Origin of the sequence: Streptomyces spirodelae (assembly GCF_017676385.1) — a bacterium.
Lineage (GTDB): Bacteria > Actinomycetota > Actinomycetes > Streptomycetales > Streptomycetaceae > Streptomyces > Streptomyces spirodelae.
On record NZ_JAFFZN010000011.1, the window covers coordinates 1 to 12,316 of the forward strand.

A 12,316-nucleotide genomic window follows, 5' to 3' on the forward strand; every position below is an offset into this window, starting at 1 on the left:
GACCAGCCATGCCGGGCCCGGAGGCCAGCGGCCCTCTTGCAGGACCGCGAAGAAGATAACGGGGGGAAGAAGGCCCGGAGGAAGCTCCGGGAAGGGACCCGGTAGGGAGCGCCCGCGCCCCCGGGCCCTGCGAAGAGAAGCAGGCAGCAAAGAGCCCCGGCGCTCGGGGGAAGGCACCGGGGCTCGTCTATGGGGACGACGACGGGGCGGGCGCTGGGCGCCGGCCGGGTGGGTGTTACGCCGCTTCGTCGAAGCCCGTGTCATGGGCCATCTTCTTCAGTTCCAGGAGGGCGTGCTTCTCGATCTGGCGGATGCGCTCGCGTGTCAGCCCGTGCTGCTTGCCGACCTCGGTGAGCGTGCGCTCCCGCCCGTCGACCATGCCGTAGCGGGCCTTGATGATCGAGGCCGTACGGTCATCGAGCCTGCCGATCAGGTCGTCGAGCTCTTCCCGGCGCAGCACCGTGAGCACGGACTGCTCAGGAGACGCGGCCGAGGTGTCCTCCAGCAGGTCACCGAACTGGGTCTCCCCCTCGTCGTCCACCGACATGTTCAGGCTGACCGGGTCGCGCGCCCAGTCGAGTACGTCCGTGACCCGCTCCGGGGTGGAGTTGAGCTCTGCGGCGACCTCCGCCGGCTCCGGGTCGCGGCCGTGTTCGCGGTTGAACTCGCGCTGCACTCGGCGGATGCGGCCCAGCTCCTCCACCAAGTGGACGGGGAGCCGGATGGTGCGGGACTGGTCGGCGATGGAGCGGGTGATGGCCTGGCGGATCCACCACGTGGCATAGGTGGAGAACTTGAAGCCCTTCGTGTAGTCGAACTTCTCCACAGCGCGCACGAGTCCGGCGTTGCCCTCCTGGATCAGGTCCAGCAGGGGCAGGCCGCTGCGCGGGTAGCGGCGGGCCACAGCCACCACGAGGCGCAGGTTGGAGCGGATGAAGATGTCCTTGGCCCGTTCGCCCTCGGCGACGATGCCCTCCAGTTCCTCGCGGCTCGCGGTCGCGCCGGGCGAGTCGCTGGAAACCGGCTTCTCGAGGCCGTCGAGGATACGCTGGGCGTAGACGCCCGCTTCTATCGCGAGCGACAGCTCGACTTCCTTGGCGGCGTCCAGCAGCGGAGTGCGGGCGATCTCGTCGAGATACATGCCGACCAGGTCGCGGTCCGCGACTTCGCTGCCAGCGGCGCGAACACTGCTTGCCGTGTCGGAGACACCGGTCGTGTTCTCCTGACGACGGGCGACGGCACGGGTTGCCATGCGTGCTCCCTTGCGAGTGATCTGAAACTTTGGCCTGGTGGCTGACTCGGACACTTCACGAGTGCCCGCCTTGCGTAGATGTCAACGGCTGGAATCCGGACTAAATTCCCAACACGCGCAACATTTTTCCGATCATGCAGTAGACTGCGCGGCTACCCATGCGGGCAGGACGGTGACAGCACGCACTCAGGTGCTGGTCGGAGCGGTGTGGAGCCGCTCTGAGCCGTCTCCCGGCCCCCCTCTGCGGCTGCCGGACGGGCGTCACCCTCGTCGCCCTTCACCCGTCTAGACGGCTGGCGTTTCCACTTGGTTGCGTGAGTGCTGTGTGAGCCCCTCCGGCACCCTGTTGCGGAGCGGCTCCGGTCCGGAGCGGCTCGGGCCGCCCGAGGCCCGACAGGAGCCCCGGAACCCCAGCAGCACGAGAGCGGCCCCTGTACCCCTGCGGAAGGGGTACAGGGGCCGCCGGTGGCCCGGCCCCGTGACCGGGCCGTCATCGGGCCGCTGTCTGGACCGTCGACCGAGCCGTCAGTGCGTTGACCGAGCCGTCAGTGCATGGCCGCCAGGACCGGCTCCGGCTCGCCGCCGGGCGCGTCGCCGTCCGTCTCGCCGTCCAGCGTCTTGCCGGGGGCCTGGTTGCCGCCACGGGCGTTCACCAGCACTGTCACGAGCGTGGCCGAGACGAGCAGGATGCCCACCGCCCACCAGATCGCCGAGGTGTAGCCGTGCACCATGGCCTGCAGCTTCAGCATCTGCTGTGCGGGCTTGCTGGTGGCCTCGGCCGCGTGCGAGGTGACGTACGACGTGGTGGCGCTGGCCGCGATGGTGTTCAGCAGCGCCGTACCGATGGCTCCGCCGACCTGCTGCGAGGTGTTGACCATCGCGGAGGCGACACCGGCGTCACTCGGCTGGACACCGTGCGTGGCCAGGGACATGGCGGGCATGAAGGCCGTACCGAGGCCGAGGCCGAGCATCACCATGGCGGGCAGGATCAGCGCCGGGTAGGAGCTGTCCACCTCGAGCTGCGTCAGCAGCAGCATGCCAAGCGCCGCGAGCAGGAAGCCGGGCGCCATCAGCAGACGGGCCGGGACGCGGGTCATGAGCCGCGCTCCGATCTGCGTGGAGCCGGTGATCATGCCGACCACCATCGGCAGGAAGGCCACCCCGGTGCGGACCGGGGAGTAGTCCTTGACCACCTGGAGGTAGTACGTCAGGAACAGGAAGAGCCCGAACATGGCGATGATTGCCAGGCCCAGCGACAGGTAGACCCCGCCGCGATTCCGGTCGGTGACCACCCGCAGGGGCAGCAACGGCGCCCGGACCTTGGACTCGACCAGGGCGAACGCGCCCAGCAGCGCGACCGAAGCGACGAACATGGCGATGGTGCCGCCGTCGCTCCAGCCGTCCGTCTCCGCGCGGGTGAACCCGTACACGAGCGAGACGAGGCCGAGCGTGGAGAGGACGACCCCGGGAATGTCGAGCGCGGAGCGGTTCCGGGTGCCGGACGGCTCCCGGATGACGGTGATCGCACCGAGGGCGGCGACCGCCGCGAACGGGACGTTGACGTAGAAGGTCCAGCGCCAGTCCAGGTACTCGGTCAGCAGACCGCCGAGGATCAGGCCGATGGCGCCGCCGCCACCCGCGATGGCGCCGTAGATGCCGAACGCCTTGGCGCGCTCCTTGCCGTCGGTGAACATCACCGCGAGCAGCGACAGTGCGGCCGGCGCCAGCAGTGCGCCGAACGCACCCTGCAGTGCCCGCGCGGCCAGCATCATGGCCTCTCCGGTCGCGGCGCCGCCCAGTGCCGATGCTGCCGCGAAGCCGACGAGTCCGGTCACGAAGGCGCGCTTACGGCCCCACATGTCGGCTATCCGGCCGCCGAACAGCAGCAGTCCGCCGAAGGCGAGGGCGTAGGCGGTGACGACCCACTGCCGGTTGGCGTCGGAGATGCCCAGGTCGGCCTGGGCGGAGGGGAGCGCGATGTTCACGATCGTCGCGTCGAGGACGACCATGAGCTGCGCAATGGCGATGAAGGCCAGCGCCTTCCATCGCCGGGGGTCGAGCCCGGCCTGTGCGTCGGCCGGAGATGGCGTTTCTGGCATGGATGTGCCTACCTCACGGTGCGGAGTACGAAAAAAGGGACGTGGAAGAGACGACGCCGAAGTCGGTGATGTGACGGTGCGGCTCTGGCGGTCTCTACAGCTGGAAGAGTCGGTGGCGGAGGAAGTCTGGGCTCAGGGGCTGCGGGAACTTGGGCTGGAAGATCTGGAACGGGAAGGTCTGGGACAGGAAGGTCTGGCTGGGAGGTCTGGCGGCGGCGAGGCCAACAGGTGGCTGCGTCAGTGGCTGAGCCAGGGTTTGTGCGTCAGGAGTCCGGAAGGGAGAAGGAGGGACTCGGGAGAGATGACTCCGCAGGGGCGAAAAACTGAGCGGTGCGACAACCCCTCGGCGCTGCGGTTACGGAGATCAGTTGTCCTGTCGCAGTTCCTCCAGTGTCACGGCGTGGCCGGGTAGTTCGGATTTGGCGGGGGCGCGCAGCCCGTCCAGGAAGAGCTGCACATGACGCTCGACGAAGCGTTCGATGCGCTGGCAGCCGACGCCCGGCAGCGGCCGGGTGAGCTGGCTGAGCGCGACCATCACGTCGCCGACGTCGATGTCGGTACGCACTTCGCCCGCCTGTTGGGCCCGCCTGATGAGCTCCTGGGTGAGCCATTCGACCCGCGCGCGAGCCGCCAGACACCGCGGCTCCATGGGATCGAAACGCCCCGAGAGCATTGGACAGAGCGCACCGATGCGCTCTTCGACCGCACCGAAGACGAAGCGGCGCAGCGCTTCGAAGGAGTTCTCCTCCTCGGCAAGCGCCTGCTCCGCCCGCTCGGCGATTCGCTCGGTGACGGCATGCATCACGCCGTGCACGAGCGAGTCACGGTCGGGGAAGTGCCGGTAGAGGGTTGCATTTCCGACCCCTGCCGCGCGAGCGATTTCATCCAGGGACGCGTCGGCTCCGTGGACGACGAACGCCTCGCGGGCCGCGTTGAGGATGCGTTCACGATTGCGGGCCGCGTCAGCGCGCCCCTTGGGGGCAACGCATTCAGCGGCGACGCCCTTGCCGGCGACGCGCTTGGCGGCGGTTGCGCTGCGCATCTGTGTTCCCTCGCTCCCCAGGCCGAACGGACCGGTACGGCACCTACGCGGTACGGCGGTGCTTGTTGCTGTGGTGCTGTGTTGCGGTAGTGCTGCAGTTCGCGATCCGGGGACTTGGTCCCCGTTTCGCGAACGCCTACGTAAACGGGGACGCGCTCCCCGGTTATTTCCCCTGACTGGTGTGACTCACATCACCGGAAACCTCAGTGGTCACGTGGATAACACAGCCCTCGGCCGGTACTCGGCCAGTACCGGCCGGACCGGGCTACCCGTCCCCACAGCCCCGCCCCCACCCAGCCCTCACACAAAAGACCTCGCACAAGAGACTTCACACAGGAGAACGGAGCGGCAATGTCCAACCCCACCCCCGTCAAGGTCGCGGTCATCTACTACTCCGCGACAGGCACCATCGCCGCCCTCGCCAAGGAGATCGCCGCCACGGCCGAGAAGGCGGGTGCAGAGGTCCGGTTGCGGCGCGTACAGGAGCTGGCGCCGCAGTCCGCGATCGACTCCAACCCCGCCTGGACCGCCAACGCCCGCGAGACAGCGGACATCCCCGAGGCCACCCCGGACGACATCGACTGGGCGGACGCGGCGATCCTGGGCACCCCCACCCGGTACGGCAATGTGACCTCGCAGCTCAAGCAGTACCTGGACACCCTGGGCCCGCTGTGGGCGGAAGGACGGCTGGCCGACAAGGTCTACAGCGGCTTCACTTCGTCCTCCACCCTGCACGGCGGCCAGGAGAGCACCCTGCTGGCGCTGTACAACTCGGCTCACCACTTCGGCGGCATCATCGTCCCGCCCGGCTACACGGACGCCTCGAAGTTCGAGGACGGCAATCCCTACGGCACCTCACACGTCGACGCGCAGGGCCAGAAGCCGGTCGACGGCACCGCGCTGAAGGCGGCCCGCGTCCAGGCCGAGCGAGTCGTACGGGTGACGCGGGCGCTCCAGGCGGGGCTCGCGGTGGAGTAGGCGGAGCCAGGGTGCCCTCAGGCAGACACAGCAGGAACCGTGCCGCGTCCCGTGCTCCCCCACCCGTTCCACCTCCCTCCCCAGAGCCCCCAGGCCCCCAGAGCCCACAAGGCCCCAGAAATCCCCAGGACCCCCGGCCCCCGGCCCCCGGCCCCCGAACGAGTGCGCCGTACGCCATTGGACTGGACCCATGAAGTCCCGCGCGGCGTCTGGTCCGAGCCGTCGCCTCGCTGGGACGATGCTGTTGCATCCAGCGGTGACCCCCACATGACCCACGTGCTCCACCCACACATGTGAGGAGCGTTCCGATGCAGCAGCCCTTCTCCGGCGAACACACCTCCGGCCAGCCCACCTCCCGCAGAAACGTCCTCGCCGCTGCCGCCGGCACCGCGGCAGCGATCGGCGTCACGGCCTCCTCCGCGCCGGGCACAGCGCAAGCCGCCCCACCCGCGCCCCGTTCCGTCCCCGGCAGGGAGACGGGCGCTGAGGGGGGCACGGAGGGGGGCACGGAGGGGAACGCCCCGACGACCTCCTCCGCATCCGCCGTCCACGCCCGGGCGGCGGCCCTGCTGCAGCGGATGAGCCTCGACGAGAAGATCGGACAGCTGTTCGTCATCGAGGTCTACGGCCAGACCGCGGAGACGGAGCACGAGGGAAACCGCAAGCTGTACGGCGTCCCGACGCCGACGGAGGTGATCCGGAAGTACCATCCGGGCGGCGTCATCTACTTCGACGCCCGCCGGGGCCCCGACAACGTCCGCGAGCCGCGCCAGATCGCACGCCTGTCCAACGGGCTGCAGCGCGCCGCCGTACGCACCGGTGCGCGGGTACCGCTGCTGATCTCCATCGACCAGGAGGGCGGCAGCGTCGTCTACCGGATGCTGGAGCCGGCCACCCAGCTCCCCGGCAACATGGCGCTCGCAGCGACGCGCTCCACCCGCGACGTCTACGACAGCGCCGAGATCATCGGTACGGAGCTGGCCGCCGTCGGCATCAACCAGAACTACGCGCCCGTCGCCGACGTCAACATCAATCCCGCCAACCCCGTCATCGGCGTTCGCTCGTTCGGGTCGGACACCGGCCTGTGCGCCCAGTTCGTCTCCACCGCCGTACGCGGCTACCATCGGGGCGGCGTGGCGAGCGCGGCAAAGCACTTCCCGGGCCACGGTGATACAGACGTCGACAGCCACACAGGGCTGCCGGAGATCAAGCACACACGCGCGGAGCTGGACCGCATCGACCTGCCGCCGTTCCGTGCCGCCATCCGGCGCGGAGTGGACACGATCATGACAGCGCATATCGTCGTGCCCTCCCTGGACCCCTCCAGGGTGCCCGCGACCATGTCACGGCCGATCGTCACCGGGCTGCTGCGCGGGGAACTGGGCTTCAAGGGCGTCATCGCGACGGACGCACTGGACATGGGGGGCGCCACCACCGACTTCCCGCCCGACGTCGCCCCCGTACGCGCCTTCCAGGCAGGCTGCGACCAACTGGTCCTGGCACCGCAGCTGGACAAGGCGTTCGCCGCTGTACGGAACGCCGTACGCTCCGGACAGATCACCGAGGCGCGACTGAACAGCTCCGTCCTGCGCATCCTCGAACACAAGCTGCACAGGCGACTGTTCCCGTCCCCGTACGTGAGCGAACGGCGCGCCGCACGGATCGTCGGCAGCAGACGGCACCGGTCGCGGGCCCGGCAGATCACGGAGCGAACGGTCACCCTGATCCGCAACGAGGACGGGGCGCTCCCCCTCCCCCGTACCCCCGCGACCGTCCTCGTCACAGGCTGGGGCACCGGTCCCCTCGCCGCCCTGGCCCGCGCCATCGGCGAACGGCGCGGCCAGCTGACGACCACCCTGGAGACCGGCAGCCGGCCGAACACCGCCAAGATCGACGAAGCCACGCAGGCCGCCCGCAGTCACGACGTCACCGTGGTCCTCGCCAACGCCTCCGCCGCCGGCAAGGAGGACGGCGCCGCCCAGGCCCAGCTGATCGCGTCCCTGGCCGCCACCGGACGCCGGTTGATCGTGACGGGCGTACGCCTGCCCTACGACCTCCGCCGCTTCCCCGACGTCCCCGCCTACCTGGCGACCTACAACTACGGCACCCCCTCCATGACCGCCCTGGCCCGCGTCCTCTACGGCGAGGTCGCTCCCCACGGCGAGCTCCCGGTCCCCATCCCCACCCTCGACGACCCCGACCGCCCCCTCTACCCCTTCGGCCACGGCCTGCACTACTGACCCCAACGACGTTGCCGACGGCGATCCCTCATCCGCTAGGCTAGGCGCGCGGATCATCCCGATCCGCGCGCCTCCGTAGCTCAGGGGATAGAGCACCGCTCTCCTAAAGCGGGTGTCGCAGGTTCGAATCCTGCCGGGGGCACCGAGAAATACCTGGTCAAAGGCCCTGCCGTCCAGCGGACGGGAGGGCCTTTGGTGTTGCGGTACTCGTCATGCGGCACTCATATGGCATGTGTGCCGTGCGCGTAGGCCGTGAAGAGTGGCAGGGGCGGGGGCCGGTGGTGGTTTGACCTTGTCGTTGCGTCAACTTCTAGCGTCAGGGCCATGTCGATCACCGTTCTTGACACCTGCTCCGCCATGCGGCGGATTCTGACGGCCCCGGTCGCGGACCGTGTCGGCCTGCTGCGTTCGATGCTGGAGCCCAACAAGGGCATGTACCGCTACCACCCCGGCGGGGTCGACCTGGTGGCCACGCACCTCGAGACATCCGGGTTCCCCGTCGACCGGGACGAGGAGCGTTGCCTCGACGCGCTCGACACGCTCGCTGCGGCCGGAGCCTGGGAGCGGATGCGATGTGCCCTCGACGACGCGCTCACCGTGCTGCTGGAGGCGACGCCGGGACTGAAGGTTCCGGACATCACGGTGCTGTTCGTGCTCGGCGACCCGGGTGACGAGCACTTCATGGGACCCTGCCGAGGTGTCACCGGGTTCGGGGGCATCTCGGGCCACATATCGATCACGTTCTGGCCCTTCCCCGAGAACGTGGAGCGGCTGGAGGCCACTGCCGTGCACGAGCTCCACCACAACCTGCGATGGGCCCCAGGCGGGGTGGTGTGGGACCCGATGACCGTCACGGTCGGCGAGCACATCGTCGGCGAGGGCCTGGCCGACGCCTTCGCCCGTCAGCTCTACGGCGACGAGCTCGGCTACGCCCGTATCGGGGTACCGCACCTGCACGACGACGAGGTCTTCGACAAGGTGCTCACCGGGCTCGATGTGACGGGCATGCAGAACTTCACTGCCTGGGTGCACGGCGACCCCGGCGCCGAGCGCTTCGGCCTCACTCCGGTGGGACTGCCGATGGGCGCGGGGTACGCCGCGGGCAACAGGCTGGTGGACACCTACCTGGCGGCGACCGGGCAGACGGCGGCGCAGGCCCTGCATGCCGACAGCTCGGAGATCATCGCCGCCACGCTCGGCCGCGGGTGACACTGGGACGGTGGAGTGGACGATCCAGGAGCTCGCTACACGGGCCGGCATCACCAGTCGCACCCTGCGTCACTACGACCGCGTCGGGCTCCTGGCCCCGTCCCGGGTCGGTGCGAACGGGTACCGCTACTACGACGCAGGTGCGGTCGCCCGGCTCCAGCGGATCCTGCTCATGCGTCGGCTCGGCATGGGTCTGCCGGCCATCGCCGCTGTCCTGGCCGAGGAGGTGGACACGTGTGACGGGCTCCGCGCGCACATCACCACGCTGGAAGAGGAACGGGACCGCATCGACCGGCAGCTCCGGTCCGTACGTCACACGCTCGACGCTCTGCAGGCGGGGATGGAACCTCGGATGGACGTCATGTTGGCCGGGTTCAACGACCACTACAAGGACGAGGTGATCTCGCGCTGGGGCGAGCGCGCGTTCCAGGTGAGCAACGACTGGTGGCACGGCAAGACCCTTGACCAGCAGCGGGCCTGGAAGCAGGCCGCCGAGGACCTCGTCGCCGCGTGGGTCGAAGCGGCGAAGGCCGGTGTTTCTCCGACATCGGAACAGGCGCAGTCACTGGCTGCCCGGCACATCCGGTGGCTGAGCCAGATCCCCGGAACTCCCACGGCCGAAGGCGACCGGGAGTGCTCGATCGAGATGGTGAAGGGGCTGGGGGACATGTACGTCGACGACCCTCGCTTCGCCGACATGTACGACGACGCCGCGGGGGCCGCATTCGTCCGCGACGCACTGCAAGCGTATGCGCGGACCCGGATGTAGTTCGGCCTTCCGGTGGCGGCAGGGTTCCCAAGACTCTGGCCGGACCAGTCGGGTCGAGAGCCGGGAGGCGCGTGTTCGTGGCGCGTACGCAGTCCAAGTGCGGCGCCCTGACGACCAAGGGAACGCGCTGCCAGCGGTTGGCGCTGATCGGCGCGTCACGGTGTGACCTCCGGTCGGGGCCGGCCAGCGGCGTCAACAACGCGGCCCGGCAGACCGGTACGGCGCTGGGAGTCGCCGTCTTCGGTGCCTTCGCGGGATCGCCCGGCGGCCCTGCGGCGTTCACCGCAGGGCCGCGCCATCTCGGCATGCTGGGCCGCGCGGTGGGTGGCGGTCCTCGTCGTCACGGCCACGACGGTGCCGCGTCCTGGAGTTCTGGAGGTGACGGACAGCCCTGCACTCGGCCGCGTGCGTGACGTGCGGTGAGGCGTGACGTGATCGAGGGCACGTGACGTGATCGAGTGCAGCGAGCGGTCACTGGCTTTCGATCGGTGGCGCTGTCTGGCGCGGGCGAGGGCCGAGGTTCTGGGTGATCGTGGTGTGCAGTGCGGCGTGCAGGACGGGCGCGGGTGTCAGCGAGCCGGCCGGTGTGCAGGGCACCGCCCAGTGCGGGCCTGGAGGGTGCAGACGGCTGCTGGGCGGTACGGTCACCCAGCTCGCCGTACTCAGCACTTGGACGGCGGCGAATTCGCAGAAGGACCAGCCCTGGGCGCTGCCCGGCTCGATGAGCCAGTAGAGCCTGCTGCCGTAGGGGTCGCGGATGGCCGCGCCGGACGAGGAGCCGAGCCGGGCAAGTACGCCTTCTCCCAGGTACGCGGGGACCCTTACCGCGTCCCACCACTCCCCGGCGGGTAACAGCACGGCATCCAGCCCCTTCGGCAGCGGCCACCACACGGTCACGGCTTCTCCTGTGCGTCTTCTGCGGCGGCTTCTGCGACGCCTTCGGCTGCTTGTCCAGCTGCGTCCCCGGCGTCCTCGGCAGCTTCGGCCGCCCGGGCGCCGGCAGTTCGTGGCGTCGCGCGTCCCCGTGCTGTAGGGCGCATTTCACGGTTCCTCACGCTCTCCGCATGTCTTCACCTGTTGGAACGCGACCCACTCTGCCGACAGCGGCAACCAGAAAGTGTCACCAATGCGTGACACCACCGTCGCACACAGTGATCACCAGTCGTCCGCCTCCCGCCGCGGCCGCCGCACCGTACGTCAAGCCGCCGGGCGGTCACAGGGACAGCCAGGCAGCCATGTTGTCCAGTGAGTCGGGCGTCCGGCGACGTTGCGCCACCAGGCCGTTGATGGTCTCGCGTGCTCCTGGGTGGTAACGGGTCTGCTCGGGCGCCAGTTTGCGTGCCGTCACCAGGGACTCCAGTGCGGCGTCGCCGCGTCCGGTCTCCATCTCGGCCCGTGCCCGGTCGACGTAGAAGTGTGCCCGGCGCGACATCGGCCAGCCGTGCGGTAGGCGCACCCCGCGCGACTTCTCCAGCGCCTTGCCGTAGCGCCGCATCTCCACCTGTGCGGACACTTCGTGGACCGCCACATTGGCCGGTCCGAAGCTCAGCCAGTACACCCGCTCCGCCTCACCGGTGCGCTCCGCATAGGAGGCGGCCTCGCGCAAGTGGCTGTCGACAGCGTTCGCGTCGTGTGCGCGGGCCGCGATGACGCTCGCCCCCAGGTGCAGCTGCCCCCGTACGACGAGTGCCGCACGGGCCTCCTGCTCGGCGCTGTCGGTACAGGAGAGCGCCCGGTACCCCGCGTCGATGAGCCGCAGCCCGATGGTGTGCTCGCCCTCGCGGAAGTAGGCCAGGGCGCGCATGTACTGCCGTACGGCGGCCATCAGCGGGTCGGAACCGCGCTCGGCGGCCCAGCCGAGCCGGTCCAGGGCGATGGTGGCCAGGTCGTAGAAGCCCAGCTTGGTGGCGATGTCGTGGGCCGTGCGGTACGCGGAACCCAGTGTCTGCCACAGCCCGGTCGTCCCGCCGTGGTGGGCGGCCGCCGCGGCCTCGGCGATGAAGGCGGGCAGGGCGTGGGCGGCCTTGCTGAGCTGGGTGGCGCGCACCATCCGGCACAGTTCGTCGGCCTGGGCGGCGAGTTCGGCCGGAGTACGGGATCTGCGCTGCGGGGCGTGGGGTGCTGGAAGTGTCCGTGACTCCTGTGGCAGTTGTGGTGCCTGCGATACCTGTGAGGTCTGGGGCTGCTGGGGTGATTGGGGTGTCCGGGGCACCCGGTCGTCCGCTCGGCCCGGATCGTGGTAGTGGTCGTGGACGTGGACGTGGTCGAGTTCGTACGCCTCGTGCCAGTCGTAGAGGTCGTACAGGTCGAGCGCTTCCCTGATGGGACGGATGAGGGCGGCCAGCCGGTCCTGCTGGAGCTCGGTGACGTAGGGCTGGCCTGTCAGCACCGTCACATCGATACGCAACACCCGCGCCACGGCCGAGACCAGGTCGGGCGAGGCGTTTTTCCGTCCTTCCTCGACCTGTCGTAACAGGCTGTAGGAATAGGGGATTCTGGCGGCCAGGCCGCGCTGGGTCAGTCCGGCCAGCTTGCGTTGGTGGGCGATGCGGACGCCCGCGTGTTCTTCCTGCATACCGCGCATCCGCGACTCCGTTCCTCGATGCCCGGGCACCGTATGTGCGGTGTGCGCCAGCGATGCATTTCGGCCGCGAGTGCCACTCGATCGAGTTCCGCGAGGTTGCGCGGCGGGGCGCCGTATGAGAAACGACCGCGCTGAGTGGGAGG

General features: G+C 69.5%; 9 protein-coding genes and 1 tRNA gene. 5 read left to right on the plus strand and 5 right to left on the minus strand.

Annotation, left to right across the window (positions count from 1 at the left end):
* Nucleotides 1–235: 235 nt before the first annotated feature.
* The 3 genes from JW592_RS13680 to JW592_RS13690 all read right to left on the minus strand — a co-directional run bounded on the left by JW592_RS13680 (nucleotide 236) and on the right by JW592_RS13690 (nucleotide 4,393).
* Complete coding sequence (locus JW592_RS13680) at nucleotides 236–1,252, minus strand: sigma-70 family RNA polymerase sigma factor (RefSeq protein WP_209265326.1); 1,017 nt, start codon at nucleotides 1,250–1,252, stop codon at nucleotides 236–238.
* Nucleotides 1,253–1,797: 545 nt separating this feature from the next.
* Entirely contained in the window at nucleotides 1,798–3,351 is a 1,554-nt protein-coding gene (locus tag JW592_RS13685) for an MFS transporter (protein ID WP_209265327.1), read from the minus strand.
* 364 nt (nucleotides 3,352–3,715) lie between these two features.
* Nucleotides 3,716–4,393 carry a TetR/AcrR family transcriptional regulator gene (locus JW592_RS13690; RefSeq protein WP_209265328.1) on the minus strand — a complete coding sequence of 226 codons (678 nt, stop codon included), beginning with the start codon at nucleotides 4,391–4,393 and terminating at the stop codon, nucleotides 3,716–3,718.
* 351 nt (nucleotides 4,394–4,744) lie between these two features.
* Here JW592_RS13690 and wrbA point away from each other — a divergent pair, with 351 nt between their 5' ends.
* The 5 genes from wrbA to JW592_RS13715 all read left to right on the plus strand — a co-directional run bounded on the left by wrbA (nucleotide 4,745) and on the right by JW592_RS13715 (nucleotide 9,589).
* Nucleotides 4,745–5,371: an NAD(P)H:quinone oxidoreductase gene (gene wrbA, locus JW592_RS13695; protein WP_209265329.1), complete on the plus strand. Its 627-nt coding sequence runs from the start codon at nucleotides 4,745–4,747 to the stop codon at nucleotides 5,369–5,371.
* Nucleotides 5,372–5,679: 308 nt separating this feature from the next.
* On the plus strand, nucleotides 5,680–7,611 hold the full coding sequence (locus tag JW592_RS13700) for a glycoside hydrolase family 3 protein (RefSeq protein ID WP_209265330.1): 1,932 nt from the start codon (nucleotides 5,680–5,682) through the stop codon (nucleotides 7,609–7,611).
* Nucleotides 7,612–7,680: 69 nt separating this feature from the next.
* Nucleotides 7,681–7,753: transfer RNA gene (locus JW592_RS13705), tRNA-Arg, on the plus strand.
* Between the two features lie 182 nt (nucleotides 7,754–7,935).
* A complete protein-coding gene (locus JW592_RS13710) occupies nucleotides 7,936–8,820 on the plus strand; it encodes a DUF2268 domain-containing putative Zn-dependent protease (protein ID WP_209265331.1) in 885 nt (294 codons plus the stop codon).
* A 10-nt stretch (nucleotides 8,821–8,830) separates the two neighbouring features.
* Nucleotides 8,831–9,589, plus strand: a complete 759-nt coding sequence (locus JW592_RS13715; RefSeq protein ID WP_209265332.1) for a MerR family transcriptional regulator — start codon at nucleotides 8,831–8,833, stop codon at nucleotides 9,587–9,589.
* A gap of 471 nt (nucleotides 9,590–10,060) precedes the next feature.
* Here the strand turns inward: JW592_RS13715 and JW592_RS13720 are convergent, their stop codons facing one another.
* Together JW592_RS13720 and JW592_RS13725 are read right to left on the minus strand one after the other, a co-directional pair.
* On the minus strand, nucleotides 10,061–10,486 hold the full coding sequence (locus tag JW592_RS13720) for a hypothetical protein (RefSeq protein WP_209265333.1): 426 nt from the start codon (nucleotides 10,484–10,486) through the stop codon (nucleotides 10,061–10,063).
* 316 nt (nucleotides 10,487–10,802) lie between these two features.
* Nucleotides 10,803–12,173, minus strand: a complete 1,371-nt coding sequence (locus JW592_RS13725; protein WP_209265334.1) for a helix-turn-helix domain-containing protein — start codon at nucleotides 12,171–12,173, stop codon at nucleotides 10,803–10,805.
* Nucleotides 12,174–12,316 lie beyond the last annotated feature (143 nt).

Coding starts and splice junctions, on each gene's coding strand:
- JW592_RS13680 (WP_209265326.1), bottom strand. CDS start 1,252: ATGGCAACCCGTGCCGTCGCCCGTCGTCAGGAGAACACGACCGGTGTC.
- JW592_RS13685 (WP_209265327.1), bottom strand. CDS start 3,351: ATGCCAGAAACGCCATCTCCGGCCGACGCACAGGCCGGGCTCGACCCC.
- JW592_RS13690 (WP_209265328.1), bottom strand. CDS start 4,393: ATGCGCAGCGCAACCGCCGCCAAGCGCGTCGCCGGCAAGGGCGTCGCC.
- wrbA (WP_209265329.1), top strand. CDS start 4,745: ATGTCCAACCCCACCCCCGTCAAGGTCGCGGTCATCTACTACTCCGCG.
- JW592_RS13700 (WP_209265330.1), top strand. CDS start 5,680: ATGCAGCAGCCCTTCTCCGGCGAACACACCTCCGGCCAGCCCACCTCC.
- JW592_RS13710 (WP_209265331.1), top strand. CDS start 7,936: ATGTCGATCACCGTTCTTGACACCTGCTCCGCCATGCGGCGGATTCTG.
- JW592_RS13725 (WP_209265334.1), bottom strand. CDS start 12,173: ATGCGCGGTATGCAGGAAGAACACGCGGGCGTCCGCATCGCCCACCAA.